Below are 16,424 nucleotides of genomic sequence, written 5' to 3' on the forward strand. Positions count from 1 at the left end.
GGGCTCTGCATTGGCGCTTGCCTGCCGATGCGTTGCATCGCACAATCGGGCACGTCCTCCTATCGGTGCCCGTCCATGGCCTACGCCTCGCTCGCTACTGGCGTGTTGCTCGCCGCCGGCTTCGGCTCCCGCTTCGACCCGGACGGGCTGCACAACAAGCTGCTCGCGCAGATGCCCGACGGCACGCCCGTTGCCCACGAAGCGGCGCACCGGCTGCTACGGGTTGTCTCGCGTGTGCTGGCCGTGGTGCGGCCGGGTTCGGACGCCCTCGCGCGCCTCCTGAACGACGCTGGCTGCGACGTGGTATTCGCTGGGAGCGCCAATCGCGGCATGGGCGCGAGTCTCGCCGCCGGCATCGAAGCCAGCGACGACGCCGAAGGCTGGATCGTCGCGCTCGCCGATATGCCGCGCATCGCCACCCCGACGATCGAAGAAGTGGCGCGTGCGCTCGATGGCGGCGCTTCGATCGTCGCGCCGTTTTATCAGGGCCAGCGCGGCCATCCGGTCGGCTTCGGCATCGAGCATCGGGACGCCCTGATAGCACTCGACGGCGACACCGGCGCACGCGCGCTGTTGACCTCGCAGCGGGTAATGCGGCTGGACGTCGACGATCCCGGGATTCTGCGGGACGTGGATACGCCGGAAGATCTGCGCAACGTTTAACCTGACGACACCTGCTGACGACACATTCTAAGAACGAGCTGCCGAAGCCAACGATGAACCGGATCATTCTCCAAACGAGGATGCCACATCTGGGAAACCGTAAAACCCTCAGTCGCCACAGGAAGCTCAAACGTATAGACGCTGACGGCTGCAGCGGGCTGAGTGTTCACAAAAGATGCGGGCAGAAGCGCTACGAGATCGGATGCTCGAGCTACTGCCAACGCCGCCGGAAAGCTCGGCACAACTGCTACGGTCGTTCGCTCCAAACCCGCCAGGGCAATCGCAGCGTCAAGAGTGTCGATTGTCTGGCGACCGTACGGTGCGACGACGTGACCATACGCTGCGTATTGCTCGATCGTCACGTCCTGTTTCAGGTCCAGAGGATGCCCCTTTCTGACAACACCGAGGTAGCGGTCTCGAAACAAGGCCTGGACGCGAATTTCAGGCCCCATTTCCTCCAGTACACCAATCTCGAGATCGGCGGAGCCATTGCGCAGATATTCCGCGTTCTTTTCCGGCTTGGACGAAAAGTGCAAACGCACAAATGGCGCCAGTGCGGTCACTTCTGCAATCAATGGCGCACCGAAGGCTTCCACGAAAGCTTCATTGACACGAATCGTCAGGGTTCTGCGCAACGTTGAAAAATCCAGCGCCGCGGGCGACGGACGCAGTAAGGAACGCGCCTCCTGAACGATATTTTGTGTTCGCTCACGAATCCCCTCGGCATACGGCGTCAGCACCATCTGACGCCCGGCCCGGACCAGTAATGGATCGCCGGTCGCGGCACGAAGGCGAGTCAGCGTGCGACTCATTGCCGACGCACTCAAATGCAACGACCGGGCAGCGCGCGTCACGTTTTTCTCGGCGAGCAACGCATCGAGCGCGAAAAGAAGATTAAGGTCCGGTTCGGGCATTTTTAATCGTAGTCAGCGGAGGTGAGATAAGGCGTCTGATGCAGATATTAGTTGCATTCAGCGCGGCTTCCGCCGTTCCCTGCGCATCGCTATATTGGATTGACCGATTTATCCAAGAGGATCGCTCTCGTTAGGTTCAGGTTCGAGAGCGACTCCGTTTACCGGAAATGCCAATGCAAAACACACGTTCACAGAAAACTGTCCTCCTGATCGGCGCCTCCCGCGGCCTTGGATTTGCGATGGTCGAGGAGTATTTGAAGCGCGGCTATCAGGTCATCGCCACCGGGCGCACGGGGTCGACCGACAAACTTCGGCAGGTCGCGGAAGCCGCCGCTGGCACGCTCGAAGTAGAGACTGTCGATATCACGATTGCGGAACAGATCACAGCACTGCGCGGCCGCCTTGCAGATCGGCGTATCGATGTGCTCTTTGTGAACGCAGGCGTCGTAAACAACGATGGTGAAACGATCGCGGACGTCTCGACCGAGGAATTTGTGCGGGTGATGGTAACAAACTCGCTGAGTCCGATGAGAGTCATCGACGCATTTCAGGACCTTGTCCCGCCAACTGGAACAATCGGCGTCATGTCGTCGGGGCAAGGCAGTCTCACGAATGCCACCAACGCGAATTTCGAAGTCTACCGGGGGAGCAAGGCCGCACTGAATATGTTCATGCGGACCTTCGCGGCGCGCAGCGCCGAGTTTCCGCGCAGCCTCCTGCTGATGGCGCCTGGATGGGTCCAGACAGACATGGGCGGTCCTACGGCGCGCTTGACCATCGAGGAAAGCATTCCGAATCTGGTCAATACGATCGAGGCTTATGAAGGGCGCACCGGCCTGCATTACCTTGATTACCTCGGAAGGGTCGTTCCCTGGTGATGGGCCTGCCGGCCGTGTCGCTGCCCCAGTTGCAATGATGTGCGTCTGTTGCGTCGCCCTGATCCGGCTGACTTGATCCAGACCGGCGTTTTAGCGCATACTGTATATCCATACAGTATTTTGGCCGCATCGGTACACGCATCTCGATGCGCGCATCCACGGCGCGTCAGCATGAAACGCATTTCGATCGAACCGTCTTTCGCCATATGGCGGCGCGCCGCGCGGGTGCTGCTGCAGCAAGGTGTCGAGCCCTCGCAGATCGAGTGGGTTGAGTCTGAAGGTGAAGCCGGGGCTCCGAGCGTACTGGCTACTGAATCCGCACTCGCCACGGCAGGCGCCTCCGACACAGGAATCGCCGCCGCCCCTGCCCCAGTCCTCACCACGCCCGCGATTCCCCGCGAGTTGCTCTCCTGGCTGAAGACGGCGGCGTGCTTCCGTGCGCCGGACCGTTGGGCGCTCCTGTACCGCGTCCTATGGCGCTGGACGCGCGGCGAGCGCAACGTCCTCGATCTCGACGACCCCGACGGCGCGCTGCTGGATCAACGCATCCGGACTATCGAGCGCGAAACCGAGGATCTGCTGACACTCACCTTGTTCAGACGGCGTGATCCGTCGATGGAGCCGCCCGAATTCGTCGGCTGGTACGAGCCGCATCACGACTTGCTGGAGCGTGCCGCCGAGCGATTCGCCAAGCGCACGGGCAATTCCACGTGGATGCTGGCCACGCCGCACGGCTCGGTGTTCTGGAACGGCATGCTGCTGCGTATCGACCGGCCGGTGACGGCGGAGTGCGAGCAAACCGCGCCTCTATTAGCAGCCAACGCCATGACCGGCGAAGCCATCGCCAGCACCCCCACGGAAGCGCTCTGGCTCGCGTACTACTGCAGTGCCTTCAATGCCCAGCCGTCGCCGGTGCCGCTGCGCTACTGGAGAAGGCCGCCCGCGGGTCCACCGCTGCCCGCACACCTCGCGCGCGAACGCAGTCGTCTCGGCGCGCAAAGCGCGACCGTCAGCGTTCCGCCCATGCCACCGATCGAGTATTCGGCCGTGACGCCCCCTTTGCGGGAGCCCACTGGCCCGCTCGCCACCTGCCGGCGCTGCGCGTTATGGCGCAACGCGAAGCAGGCGGTTGCGGGCGCCGGGCCCGCGCCTGCCGCGATCATGGTGATCGGCGAACAGCCGGGCGAGGACGAGAACCAGCACGGCGAGCCCTTCATCGGGCCGGCCGGTCAACTGCTGGACACCGTGCTGGCGCGCGCCGGACTGGAACGCCAGGCGCTATATCTGACGTATGCCGTCAAGCATTACAAATGGGAAACGCTCGACCAGCAACGCGTCCATCGCACGCCCGTGTGGCGCGAAGTCGAGGCTTGCCAGTACTGGCTGGAAAAAGAACTGGCGCAGGTCGCGCCACGCGTGGTCGTCACACTAGGCGCGACGGCGTTGCAAACGCTGACCGGCCCGCATGTCAATCTGTCCGAATACCTCGGGCAAACCATCGCTCACAACGGTCGCCTGATCGTGCCGACCTGGCATCCGTCGTATGCACTAGGAATGGCGGACGCCACGTTGCGCGACGACATCGTGGCGACCATTGCGGCCGCGTTCAGCCGCGCGGCGGCGCTGGCGGAAGACAGCACGCCCGCTAAAGGTGAGCATGTTCGGGATATGCCAGATGCACAACAGTAAGCCTCTGCGGGAACCCACGGCCGAACCAGCCCGCTCAGGCATGCGGCTTGCGTTGACCACACCGGTTACACAAGTCGCGACAATTCCGCCTAAGCTGATGTGACGTCGCCAATCCAGCCAGTTTGTCGCGCGCAATATCGAAGCTTCGAATGCGGCCCCGCGCGTTTCGAAACTACCCCATGTCCCATGAGCGAAACCAGCCCACGCCTTTTCATCGTCTCGCCCCATTTCGACGACGCCGTCTTCAGTTGCGGCGCACTACTCGCCGCCCATCCAGACGCAGCGGTCTGCACGGTGTTTGCCGCGCCGCCCGAGCAGGAGATGCATACGGAATGGGATGAAAAATCGGGTTTCGCGAGCGCCCATCAGGCCACCCACGCCCGCACGCTCGAAGACAACCTCGCCCTGGAAGTGCTCGACGCGATTCCGCTACGCATGCCGTTTCGCGGCAGCCAATACATGGACTCGCCGTCGATCAGCAAATTGGCGGCCGTGCTTGAAGAGACCATCTACCGCACAACCGCGAACACGCTGCTCATGCCGCTCGGCCTGCATCATGACGATCATGTGCTGGTATTCGAAGCCTGCTGCGAAATCCTGCCGCGTCTGTCGCATCTCACGTGGTTCGCCTATGAGGACGCGATTCACCGCCGCACGCCCGGCGTCGTGCAGGCGCGGCTCGCCGACCTCGCGCAACGCGGCGTCGTCGCGACGCCGGCCTATCCGAGCGTTGGCCACACGATCGATCTGCCGCGCCGCACGCAGCTCAAACGCGAAGCGGTGAACGCTTATGCAAGCCAGCTACGCGCCTTTGGCGCGGGCAATTACGATGACGTTTTCGACACCGAACGCTACTGGCAATTGAGCGTGGGTCGCCGCAGGAAAAAGTAAGGGGTGCGCGGCGTGCTGGATCGCCTACGCTAGAAGGAAACGGCTGGCGTGTGGGTGAACTCGACCGACAGCGGCCGTACCGCCCGCTTTCCGTTCGCCTCCCAACTCAAAGGTGATGCAATGAGCTACGACATGCATACCAGCCCGATTCCCGACCCGAACGCCGATCCGAACCGGGATCCGGAAGCCGATCCGCTCGTGCCGCCGTCGCCGGGTCATCACACCGAGGAGCCGCAGCGGCCCGATGGACCGCCGGACAAAGACCCGGTGTGACGCCACCACCGTGCACGTATTACCGGATCGCTACCGGAGCATGAGGGCACGCGCGAATGATCGCGTGCTTCAGCGCGTCAGCTCGCTAAAACCTTGCAGCAGACGGTCGATGTCGGCGGCGTGGATGTTGCCCATCGTCGAGATGCGGAACAGTTCGGCCGACAAGCCGCCTTGGCCGGCATAAATGACGAAGCCGCGTGCCTTCAGCGCGTCGTGCAGTTGCGGGTACGCCACGCCGTCCGGCAAGCGATACGCACGCAGCACCACCGACGATTGCTCCGGCGGCAACACGCTGCCGATGCCCCGCTCGGCCAGGCCCGCGCGAGCCTGCTCGGCGAGCGCCGCGTAACGCGCGTGGCGCGCCTGCCAGCCGCCTTCGTCGGCGAGTTCGCGCAGCGCTTCGACCAGCGCGTAATACGCATGGACCGACGGCGTGAACGGCGTATTGCGTTGATCCTGCAAACGCGCGAGGCGCCCGAGGTCCAGGTAATACGTGCGGCTCGCCGCCTGCGCGAGCGCCGCGCGCCGCACCAGCACGAACGACGCGCCCGGCACGCCATGCAGACACTTGTTCGCGGTCGCCGCAACGGCGTCGAGACTCGCGTCGGCGAAATCGATCGCTTCCGCGCCGAAGCTGCTCACGCCGTCCACCAGCAAACGCAGACCGCGTTCACGGCACAGCGCGCCGAGCGCCTGCAGATCGTTCAGACGGCCGGTTGTCGTTTCGTGATGAATCACGGCGACGTGAGTGAATGCTTTGTCCGCGTCGAGGCGTTCGGCGATCTTCGCGAGATCCGGCGCCTGCATCCAGTCGTGTTTCAGCGACTCATGCCCGATGCCGTATTGCGTGGCGATCTGCGAAATACGCTCGCCGTACACGCCGTTTTCCACAACCAGCAGCTTGCCGTTTTGCGGCACCAGCGCGGCGGTCATACTTTCGACAGCAGCCGTGCCGGAACCGGTCATCAAGACCGCTTGCCATTCGCTTGCGTCGAGACCGTACAGATCGACCAGACGCGTGCGCGCCTCTTCCTGCAAGTCGAAAAACTCGCTTTCGCGGTGACACAGATCCGTTTGCAACAGGCTGTTGCGGACGCGTTCGGTGAGCGTCACCGGGCCGGGATTGAGCAGCAGCATTGAGCGCACTCCTTAAGTGGCGCCGATGTGGCGCATCAGGCGCGTCTTCACATCGGGCGGGGTGATAGTGGGACGCGGCAGGCCATCGGGCGTACCGCGGCGAATCGCCAGTCGGGCGAAGCGCGGACCATGGGGCGACGGCGCGGTTTCGAACAGTTCGTCGATCACGTCGAGGTCGTCGCTTTCGACCGCCGACGCATAACCGCACGCCGCGGCGACACCCGCAAACGATACTTGCGACGACACCGTCGCCTGGCCGCCAGTCGAGTCGTGCGCGCCGTTATCGAGCAGTACATGTGTGAGATTCGACGGGCCGTACGCGCCGAGCGTCGCGAATGCGCCCATGCGCATCAGCGCGGCGCCATCTCCGTCGAGTGCGACCACGTGCAGGTCGGGACGCGCAAGCGCCAGACCCAGCGCAAACGGCGTTACGCAACCCATCGAGCCGACCATGTAAAGCTGGTTGGGACGGTCGTCGATTGCATAGAGTTCGCGGCCGCAAAATCCGGTCGACGCAAGCACCACCGTCGATTCGAGCGGCGTGTGCGCGATGACTTTCTGCAGCGCGTCGTGACGCGAAGCCAATTCATTCGCCGCGACGTTTCTGAATTGCGAACGCGGCGCGACCGGCACGCGGCGAGCGCCGGCGGCGCCTTCTTTCAACTCGTACGGCGCCACGCTGCCCTTCTGCATCACGAGCGCGTACGGCCGGCCGGTTTCATCCATGTGAGCAATCGCGCGATCCAACGCGGCGCCGATCGCGTCAGCCTCGGTCGGGAAGGTCTCCCACGGAATCTCCATCGTATCGAGCATCGCGGGCGTAACCGGGCCCATCAGCGCGTGCTGCGGTTCGTCCGCGACGCCGGGTTGCCCGCGCCACGTCACAATCAACAGTTGCGGCAGACGGAAGGTCCACGTGAGCGAGGTCAACGGACTCACGGCATTGCCGAGGCCGGAGTTCTGCATCATCGTGATGCCGCGCCGGCCGTTCTGCGCGCCGAGCGTGACGCCGCCGATCAACGCAACCGCATCGCCTTCATTGGCTGCCGAGACGTAATGCAGCGATTCGTCCTGCAACACGTAGTTGATGAACGGCGTCAGATATGAGCACGGTACACCTGCATACCAGTCGAAGCCGCGCTCACGCGCCGCCTCGACGAACTGTGCCGCCTCGATCATTGCGCGGCTCCGCTGGCTGCGTCGTTCCGGTTGTCGGCCGCCGCCGCGAACGGCGCTTGCGCATGCGCGAAATCGCCGGCACGACGGAAGTCTTCCAGGTCATTCACACCGCGCCAGTGGCCATGCACGTATTGCACTTCGATCGATTCACCCGCTTCGATCAGCGCGTTCAGCAGCGCGGGCATATCGAGCGAATCGAAGTCCGGGCGCGCCTGCAGTTTGCCGAGTACCGCTTGCAAACGCTCACGCCCCTCGCCGCGTACATTCAGCAGACCGACCCAGCGGCCATGCGGCATTTGCGAAGCGATGGCCGACGAGGCCTCCTGCCCGCTCGACACATGACGCAGCGTGACCTTGTTGCCGAACAGCCCGCGATCGTCGGCTGCCGAGCACCATGCGAAGTCACGCACGCTGGCGTTTTCCGCATCGGTCAGCGACGAATCAACCACCACGCTGAACGCGGCTTCGCTCTCGACCAGGTCGCGCAGAATGTAGCTGCGGAACAGCAGGTCGCCGTAGGAGATGACCGTATCGCCCGCGAGCTTGTCGCCCGCGACCCGGTCGACCGCACAGGCGAGCGATGCCAGTTCGCCGGTTTGCGCGTGACGTTCGTTGACGACCAGCTTGATGCCGGCCGTATCGATCGCATCGGCGCGATAACCGCCGACCACGGTGATGTCATTGACGCTCTGTTTCTTGAACGCATCGATGAGCCAGCGCAACAGCGGCTTGCCCGCGATCGGCAGCATGACTTTCGGACGATCTTCGGTGACGGCTTCGAGGCCTTTGCCGCGGCTTGCCGCGAGCACGATGGCGGAGCCCGCCGAGCGTCCGCTCGACAGATAGCGGTCTTCGGCTTCCGAGTATTCGTCGGCGTCTTGCAGACGGAAGATTTCGTTGACGGCGGCGATGCTGTCTTCGACGTTGACGAGCGTTTCGCTCGAATGAATTTCCTTGGCGACGGCCTGCATGGCCGAAGTTGCAGCGCGGATCAGATGATTCGCCCAGATGACCGTGCTGATGCCGGCTTCGCGGAACACTTCGGTGGGCGTGCTGTAGTACTTGGTCGGCACGATGACGAGCGGCCCGCGGCCGGCCCACTCGCGCGCGAACTCGAGGATTTCATCGGGACGCGAGAGCTTGCTGTGAATCAGGATCGCATCCGCGCCTGCTTGCCGATAGGCTTCCGCCCGACGCAGTGCCTCGTCCATACCCCAGCCGGCGATCAGTGCTTCGACGCGCGCGACGATCGAGAAATTTTCATCCGACTGCGAGTCTTTACCGGCTTTGATCTTGCCGCAGAACTCGTCCATATCGGCGAGCGGCTGCGCTTCGCCGTTGATGAAGCTATTCGTTTTCGGGAATTGCTTGTCTTCGATGCAGACGCCGGCGATGCCGCGTTGTTCGAGCTTGCGCACGAGACGTCGCACGTTGTTGAAGTTACCGTAGCCGGTGTCGCCATCGAGGAGGATGGGCAGATCACTGGCGTCGGCCATGAATTCGAGGTTGTCGACGACTTGCGTCCAGCTGGCTTCGTTGTTGTCGCGCACGCCGAATTGGGCGGAGATCGCGAGACCCGAACCCCAGATCGCCTTGAAGCCGGCTTCACGGACGATACGGGCGGAGAGACCGTTGTGGGCCTCCATCATGAATTCGAGTTCGTTGCTGACGAGCATCTGGCGCAGACGCGCGCTGCGGGAAGCGGAGACGAAAGCAGGTTCGCGGGCGTTCATTTTCTTTACTCCTGGTGGCGGGCTTATTGATGCTCTTTTTTTGCCCGGCTGGTACTGGAAAATGGCGACTATAGCTGAAATCGTTTTTATTCGGTGTTGGAGTGGTATTGGGGGATTTTTGATGTTGCTGTTAAGTGGGGAAATGTGTTGTTTTTTGCATTTCATGCAGAGGGGTTTTGGTTTGGATTTTTTTGGCGTTATGTGGAGGAATGTGATTGGGCCCTGCGGGGCTTGGGGTTTGGGGTCGATTTTTCGTTTTTCTTATTTGATTTTTGTCTTTTTGTATTTTCTTTGTTTATTCTGATTCTGTATTAATTAAGTTATTGGGGTATTAGAGTTTGCCCCTGTGCGGGGTGGCGCTTTTTGTCCGTGTTCTTAGGGTTTTGGCCTTTCCTTGTTCTGACTTTGGTGCCTTTCCTTGAATTGTTAGTGGTCTATTAGCGTTGCCCCTGTGCGGGGCGGCACCTACTTTTCTTTGCTTGCCGCAAAGAAAAGTAGGCAAAAGAAAGCGGCTCAAACCGCCAATGCTAAGTGGGGCCCGTGGTTTGCAGCGGGTAGTGGTGCATCTGGAATCTGTGTTCGTGCACCTGCATACGCCTGTGACAAGGGCGTCATACTTCCGGCGGCGCTGCGCGCGCCGAAGAGCACTTCTTAAAACCACCCGCTACGTTTTCACGCTCGTGCCTCGCCACCGGGCCCGTGGCTCGTCCTTGCACCGCCGCAGCCGTAATTGCGGGGCACCGACAAATCATTCGAAGTGGGGGTTCCCGGGTGAATGCAGGAGCGCGTCGCCGAGGCGAAGCCGACGGCCCCCGCTACGCCAACCGAAGCCCCTGGTTTCCCAGGCATACCAGTCCGCGACGCACGTAGTGCGAAGTGGGAGCTGATGAGTCCTTTGTCACTAACGCCGAATGTGCGAGAACACGGATTCCACGGAGCCACTACCACTTGCAGGCCACGTTCCCGCTTAGCATTAGCGGTTTGAGCCGCTTTCTTTTGCCTACTTTTCTTTGCGGCAAGCAAAGAAAAGTAGGTGCCGCCCCGCACAGGGGCAACGCTAATAGACCACTAACAATACAAGGAGAGGCACCAAAGCCAGATCAAGGAAAGCCCAAAGCCTCAAGAAAACGAACAAAAGCGCCGCGCAGGCAAAAAACCAAAACATAACCCCCATATAGTCAGACAAATAAAACAGCGGGTTTCCCCTCCCCTGCGGAGCAAAGAAAAACAAGCCGTAAACACAGTCAGCAACAAGCCACTCGCTGCAAGCGAAAAAGCAAAGCGCGAAAAGCGAAGTGCCTGCCCTGACCGACCACCTCGCGAAAGCGAAAGCAAAAAGCCCATTGCTATGACTCTGAACAAAAAACTAGCCTCAATGATCGCGGTCCTCTGGACCGGCCTGATCCTGATTGGCGGCTTCGGCGCATGGCAAAACCGCGCCTCGATGATCTCGGATCGCCGCGATCAACTCGTCGCGTTGATCGACCAGGCCAATCACATCGTCAACCGCTACTACACCCTCGCCCAGCAGCACACGATCACCGAAGACGAAGCCAAAAAGCAGGCGCTCGATACGATAGCCGCCATGCGCTATGGCAAGGACGGCTACATCTCCGTCAACAACTCGCAATCGGTCATGCTAATGCACCCGATCAAGCCGGAACTGGTCGGCAAGAACATGGCGCAATTCACCGATCCGGCCGGCAATCATCTGTTCACGGATATCGTCACCGCAGGCAATCACGAGGGCGGCGGCTATGTCGACTATCTGTGGGCCAAGCCCGGCAGCGACAAACCCGTGGCGAAAACCAGCTTCTCGCGCCACTTCGAGCCATGGGACTGGTATCTCGTCACCGGCATGTACATGGACGACGTGCAGCGCGCGTTCTACGCCAACCTGCTGCGCTGGCTCGTCATCACCCTGACGCTCGGCGCGATCGCCACGACCGTCATGCTGCTGGTGTTGCGCAGCATCCGTCGCACGCTCGGCGGCGATCTCGAAGTCGCGGTCGAAGCGACTCAACTGATGGCAAGCGGCAACCTCGCCACGCGCGTGCCGCTGCAGGCGAACGACACCGGCGGCAGTCTCTTGCACGCGCTCCACACCATGCAGGCCGGTCTCGTCGATACGGTTTCGCGTGTGCGCCTCGGCACTGAAAACATCAATATCGGCGCAACCGAAATCGCCGCCGGCAACACGGATCTGTCGCAACGCACCGAGGAACAGGCCGCGGCACTCGTCGAAACGGCGTCGAGCATGGATCAGATGACGGTCAACGTGAAACAGAACGCGGACAGCGCACTGCAAGCGGCGCAACTCGCCGGTCAGGCGGCGGATGTGGCCACGCGCGGCAGCCGCGTCGTCGACGACGTGGTACGCACGATGGGCGAAATCACCACCAGCTCGCGGCAGATCGGCGACATCATCGGCGTGATCGACGGCATCGCGTTCCAGACCAACATCCTCGCGCTCAACGCAGCGGTCGAAGCGGCACGCGCGGGCGAACAGGGTCGCGGCTTCGCGGTGGTCGCCGCGGAAGTACGCAGCCTCGCGCAACGCTCGGCCACGGCCGCGAAGGAAATCAAGGCGTTGATCGAAACGTCCACCCATACCGTCGAGGCCGGCGCGTCACTGGTCGCCAACGCCGGTTCGACCATGGGCGAGATCGTGCAGTCGGTGCGCCGCGTGAACGAAATCCTCGAGGAAATCAGCAACGCGTCGCGCGAACAGAGCGCGGGCATCGAACAGGTCAATCGCGCAGTCGGCGAAATGGATCAGGTCACGCAGCAAAATGCCGCGCTCGTCGAAGAAGCCGCCGCAGCTGCCCATTCGCTGAAGGATCAGGTGGGCGTGTTGCGCGAGGCAATCTCGAGTTTCGCTCTGCCGGCATGAGGCTGCCGGGTCTTTTCAGGCAGCGGAACATAAGCAGAAGAGGCGCAGAAAAAAAGAAGGCGCTCGACAGGCAGGGAGCGCCTCTTTAACACGCCGCGTCGGAGTCGACGCATTAATCGAACGAGCCAGCCGCGCGGATTTTTCAAGTCCACGCGGCTTTTTTGTGTTCCGCGAACGCTTACCGCGCCCGATTCCGCAACCAGGTTAAGCCGAATTTGGCATCGCCGAATTCGGCTTAAGGCATTTTTATCAGGACCCGCCGCTTCCGATAATGGCCGCTTTCCAACGCGCCCTCGCGGCAAGCTCCCATGCGGAGCCTTTTCTCTCGCGAGCGCCGTCCCATCAGGGTTCGCCGTCATGTTGCTCCACCTCCTCTACCTCGTGGCGATCATCGCCGAAGCCATGTCTGGCGCATTGATGGGCATGCGCCGCGGCATGGACCGCTTCGGCCTGTGCCTCGTCGGCACCGTCACCGCGCTCGGCGGCGGCACAGTGCGCGACGTGCTGCTCGGCCACTATCCCCTTGCATGGATCTCGCATCCAGATTACGTTCTGATTACAATCGGGGCAGCGTCGGTTGCCGCGGCCAGCGCCAAATGGCTGCGCAACTGGCAACGGCTGTTCGTCACGGTCGACGCAATCGGCCTGATCGCGTTCACTGTTATCGGTTGCAACGTCGCCGCGACGCTGGACGTCAGCCCGGCGATCGTCTGCTGGCCGGGGCGATTACCGGCGTGTGCGGCGGCATGCTGCGCGACCTGTTGTGCAATCAGATGCCGCTCGTGTTGCGTGAGGAGTTGTACGCCAGCATCGCGCTCGGCGCAGGTGCGCTGTACGTCGCATTACAAGCCTGCGACGTGGCGCCGGCGCCGGCCTCGATCGTTGTGCTGGCAGTCGGTTTCGCGGTACGCATGCTGGCCGTGCGGTTTCGCTGGCAACTCAAGGTATTCACCGCCGCCGATTCGGGCGGCGCAGGCTAATCCCGCTGCACGCCGCGCGCGTGTGGCTTTCGCTCGAGGAGCACGCTCGACAGTCACGCGCAACAGGACATCGGCCTCGCCGGTTTCTCGCCCTCGCACTGCTGTTCGTTACCCCCACTCATGATCCAAAAGAAGAAATCGCAGTCGCACGATCCGTACGCGCCCGTCGCGAAGAACCAGTTGCTGGCCGCACGCCTGCCGATGTGGCGTTCGAAACTTGTCGTCCTGCTGGTGTTCGGCGCGTTCGCCTCGCTGGCGGCGCGCGCGTTCTGGGTGCAGGTGGTCAATCAGGACTTCTACGTCGATCAGGGGCAAAAACGCTATCAGCGCACGCTCGAACTCGATGCGACGCGTGGACGCATCGTCGACCGCAACGGCTCGATGCTCGCTGTCAGTCTCGCGACCTACGAGATCTGGGCCTCGCCCAAGCTGCTCGACGAAGCCTCGTTCGCACCGCTTTCGAAGCTGCTCGACCTGCCGCTGGCGGAACTGCGGCGGCGTCTGAACGGCGACAAAACCTTTGTGCTGCTCAAGCGCCAGGTGGATGCCGACACCGCCGATCATCTCAACAAACTGGGTCTCGCCGGCATCACGCAGATCGCCGATTCGAAGCGTTTCTATCCCGAAGGAGAATCGGCGGCGCACGTGGTCGGCTTCACGGATATCGAGGACAACGGCCAGGAAGGCGTCGAACTCGCCGCCAACGAGCAACTGCTCGGCGTGCCGGGCCAGCGCGAAGTAATTCGCGACCGCCTGGGCCGGGTGGTGTCCGAGACCCGGCCGCTCGTGCCCGCTCAGAACGGCGACACCATCCACCTGACGATCGACCGGCGCATCCAGCAACTCGCTTACGCACAACTGAAGGACGCCATCGCCAAACATCACGCCGAGGCCGGCAGCGTGGTCGTGCTTGACGCGCGCAACGGCGAGATTCTCGCGCTCGCCAACTATCCGAGCTTCGATCCGAACGACCGCGCGCGGCTCACCGGGCGGCAACTGCGCAATCGCGCGGTCGTCGACACCTTCGAGCCGGGCTCGACGATCAAGCCGGTCGTCGTCGCGCTGTCGATCGACGAGGGCAAGGTGCGGCCGCAAAGCATCATCGATACCGCACCGGGCTGGTACAAGATCGGCCCGGCGGTGATTCACGACACGTCGAATCATGGCGCGATGACCGTCGCCGAAGCCGTGCAGAAATCGAGCAATATCGCGCTTGCCAAGCTCGCACTGAATCTGCCTGCTGAAACGATCTGGAACAAGTATCAGGAATACGGGCTTGGATTGAGGCCCGAGTTGACCTTTCCGGGCGTCGCTTCGGGCAAGGTGCGTCCGTACAAACGCTGGCGTCCGATCGAACAGGCGACGATGGCGTATGGCTACGGCCTGTCCACTTCGCTACTGCAGATCGCGCAGGTCTATACCGCCTATGCCGGCGACGGCACCATGCATCACGTGAGTCTGTTGCGGACAGACAAAAGCGCGGACGGCACCGCGAGTACGAGTGGCGCGGCGCAGGCCGTGGATAAGGGCCATGCAGTCACAACGCCCGCCACCGCGCGCGCGATCCGCTCGATGCTTGAAATGGCTACCGGCGCTGGCGGCACGGGGCGCGCAGCGGCGGTGGAAGGCTACCGGATCGGCGGCAAAACCGGCACGGCGCGCAAACAGGTCGGCGCGACTTACGCGAAAAACCGTTACCGCGCGCTGTTTGTCGGCATGGCGCCGATGAGTGACCCACGGCTGGTCGTCGCCGTGATGATCGACGACCCGGCCGGCAAGGCGTTCTATGGTGGGACGGTGGCCGGCCCGGTGTTCGGCGCGGTAACGGGTGGAGCGCTGCAATTGCTGGGGGTGCCGCCGGACGCGTGAGGAGCCGCTACTCCGTGAATCGCGCGGCGCAGTTCGTTACACCAACAGCGAAGGTTAGCGTCGCGCGTGATCGCTGCCCGCTTTCGCCAACGCCTCGATGCGGTTACGGCCATTGCGTTTGGCCTGGTACATCGCCCGATCGGCTTCTTCCATCATCGCGTGGCCGTGCACGGCCGCGTCGGCAGGCGCACCGGCAAGCGTGCGCGCCGCCACGCCGATCGACACAGTCAACGCAATGCGTTCGCCGTGGTCGTCCTGCAAATCCAACCTTTCGACAGCCAGCCGCACGCGCTCGGCGACCGTCAGCGCATCGGCCCGATCGCCTTGCAGCAGCGCGGTGAACTCTTCGCCGCCGTAGCGCGCCACGGTGTCGCCCAACCGCACCTGCTGCCGCACGCAGGCCGCCACTGCCGCCAGCGCGCGGTCGCCGGTCTGATGGCCGTAGGTGTCGTTGATCCGCTTGAAGCTGTCGATATCGATGAAAAGACATGCAACAGGCACGCCATACCGAACCGCGCGCATGATTTCCTCGCGCAGCCGTTCATCGAAGTAGCGGCGATTGGCGAGGCCAGTCAGCGAATCGGTCATACCGAGTTGCTTGAGCCGCTCGCGATGCGCGACATTGTCGAGACTCGCCGTGACGATGCTCGCAAAGCGTTCCAGGATATCCGTGGGCATGCCTTCCGCGAAACGCGCCGGATCGTCGCTGCACAAGCATAGATAGCCGCTCACAGTGTCGCCCGCGGCAAGCGGCAGCAAGATCGCGCTCGCCGGCGTGTCGGCGTCGCCGAAGAATGCGCGGCGCGCCGTTTCATCCAGTTGGCCAAGTTTGCCCAGCCACGGCCGTCCTTCGTCGCACAAACCAAGGGCTGCGAGTCCTCCTTCGCGTGACGTTCTCAGATTGGGCTGGTCGAGCGCATCCAGAGCGCCCGGATCGAGCAGTTCGAGCAGCATCGGCGCGCGGTCGTCGAGCCACAACGTCACGCTCGCCAGCGAGAATTCCTTCGGCAGATGGCTGAACAGCGTGTCGAGAAACGACGCGAAATCCTGTGCGCCGATCAATCTCAATTCGACGTTCTGGAAACGGCGCAGCGTGCGCTCGTTGTGCTGCACGGTGTCGACGAGCGAGCGCAGTCGGTCTGAAAGCGGCGTTTGGGCGAGATTCGTCACGTTATTGATGCGGGCCCGGAGGCGAAGCGGGGTCGGCGGCCCCAACCGCTGTAATAACGGCCAATTCCGCGAGGTCTTGAGGGTTGGATCACCAGGTACGCAAATCGGCGCTTTAACAGGGCGATCATGCAGAGGGATCAAGCGCGGGAATTTTG

At 62.5% G+C, this 16,424-nt stretch carries 12 protein-coding genes and 1 pseudogene; 8 read left to right on the forward strand and 5 right to left on the reverse strand.

Translation table 11 applies throughout. The features are described 5' to 3' along the window. Positions 1-75: 75 nt before the first annotated feature. Positions 76-663: a nucleotidyltransferase family protein gene (locus PQQ86_RS33070; RefSeq protein ID WP_408276812.1), complete on the forward strand. Its 588-nt coding sequence runs from the start codon at positions 76-78 to the stop codon at positions 661-663. Here the strand turns inward: PQQ86_RS33070 and PQQ86_RS33075 are convergent. Then, positions 660-1,577, reverse strand: a complete 918-nt coding sequence (locus PQQ86_RS33075) for a LysR family transcriptional regulator (RefSeq protein ID WP_408276815.1) — start codon at positions 1,575-1,577, stop codon at positions 660-662. The two genes, PQQ86_RS33070 and PQQ86_RS33075, sit on opposite strands and share 4 nt — an antisense overlap. Before the next feature lie 173 nt (positions 1,578-1,750). Here PQQ86_RS33075 and PQQ86_RS33080 point away from each other — a divergent pair, with 173 nt between their 5' ends. The 4 genes from PQQ86_RS33080 (at position 1,751) to PQQ86_RS33095 (ending at position 5,308) form a co-directional block, all read left to right on the forward strand. Beyond that, positions 1,751-2,455: an SDR family NAD(P)-dependent oxidoreductase gene (locus PQQ86_RS33080; protein ID WP_408276816.1), complete on the forward strand. Its 705-nt coding sequence runs from the start codon at positions 1,751-1,753 to the stop codon at positions 2,453-2,455. Between the two features lie 171 nt (positions 2,456-2,626). Continuing rightward, positions 2,627-4,144: a UdgX family uracil-DNA binding protein gene (locus tag PQQ86_RS33085; protein WP_408276821.1), complete on the forward strand. Its 1,518-nt coding sequence runs from the start codon at positions 2,627-2,629 to the stop codon at positions 4,142-4,144. A 186-nt stretch (positions 4,145-4,330) separates the two neighbouring features. Beyond that, positions 4,331-5,035 carry a PIG-L family deacetylase gene (locus tag PQQ86_RS33090; RefSeq protein WP_408276824.1) on the forward strand — a complete coding sequence of 235 codons (705 nt, stop codon included), beginning with the start codon at positions 4,331-4,333 and terminating at the stop codon, positions 5,033-5,035. 48 nt (positions 5,036-5,083) lie between these two features. Then, on the forward strand, positions 5,084-5,308 hold the full coding sequence (locus tag PQQ86_RS33095) for a hypothetical protein (protein WP_054038882.1): 225 nt from the start codon (positions 5,084-5,086) through the stop codon (positions 5,306-5,308). Positions 5,309-5,377: 69 nt separating this feature from the next. Here PQQ86_RS33095 and PQQ86_RS33100 read toward each other — a convergent pair whose 3' ends face one another. The 3 genes from PQQ86_RS33100 to aepX are packed head-to-tail and all read right to left on the reverse strand — an operon-like array spanning position 5,378 to position 9,357. After that, positions 5,378-6,445, reverse strand: a complete 1,068-nt coding sequence (locus PQQ86_RS33100) for a 2-aminoethylphosphonate aminotransferase (RefSeq protein ID WP_408276827.1) — start codon at positions 6,443-6,445, stop codon at positions 5,378-5,380. A 12-nt stretch (positions 6,446-6,457) separates the two neighbouring features. After that, positions 6,458-7,624 (reverse strand): phosphonopyruvate decarboxylase, encoded by a 1,167-nt coding sequence (gene aepY, locus PQQ86_RS33105; protein ID WP_408276829.1) that lies wholly within the window; start codon positions 7,622-7,624, stop codon positions 6,458-6,460. Further along, positions 7,621-9,357 carry a phosphoenolpyruvate mutase gene (gene aepX, locus PQQ86_RS33110; RefSeq protein ID WP_408276833.1) on the reverse strand — a complete coding sequence of 579 codons (1,737 nt, stop codon included), beginning with the start codon at positions 9,355-9,357 and terminating at the stop codon, positions 7,621-7,623. Before aepX ends, aepY begins: the two co-directional genes overlap by 4 nt. 1,348 nt (positions 9,358-10,705) lie before the next feature. Here aepX and PQQ86_RS33115 point away from each other — a divergent pair. The 3 genes and pseudogenes from PQQ86_RS33115 to PQQ86_RS33125 all read left to right on the forward strand — a co-directional run bounded on the left by PQQ86_RS33115 (position 10,706) and on the right by PQQ86_RS33125 (position 15,099). Continuing rightward, the gene (locus PQQ86_RS33115; protein ID WP_408276836.1) at positions 10,706-12,250 is read left to right on the forward strand and encodes a methyl-accepting chemotaxis protein; all 1,545 of its coding nucleotides are present in this window, start codon (positions 10,706-10,708) and stop codon (positions 12,248-12,250) included. A gap of 357 nt (positions 12,251-12,607) precedes the next feature. Next, positions 12,608-13,230, forward strand: a pseudogene (locus PQQ86_RS33120) (trimeric intracellular cation channel family protein). 120 nt (positions 13,231-13,350) lie between these two features. Next, complete coding sequence (locus tag PQQ86_RS33125) at positions 13,351-15,099, forward strand: peptidoglycan D,D-transpeptidase FtsI family protein (RefSeq protein ID WP_408276839.1); 1,749 nt, start codon at positions 13,351-13,353, stop codon at positions 15,097-15,099. A 54-nt stretch (positions 15,100-15,153) separates the two neighbouring features. Here the strand turns inward: PQQ86_RS33125 and PQQ86_RS33130 are convergent, their stop codons facing one another. Continuing rightward, positions 15,154-16,269 (reverse strand): GGDEF domain-containing protein, encoded by a 1,116-nt coding sequence (locus PQQ86_RS33130; RefSeq protein ID WP_408276841.1) that lies wholly within the window; start codon positions 16,267-16,269, stop codon positions 15,154-15,156. Positions 16,270-16,424 lie beyond the last annotated feature (155 nt).

Origin of the sequence: Paraburkholderia sediminicola (assembly GCF_046026675.1) — a bacterium.
GTDB classification, from domain to species: domain Bacteria; phylum Pseudomonadota; class Gammaproteobacteria; order Burkholderiales; family Burkholderiaceae; genus Paraburkholderia; species Paraburkholderia sediminicola_F.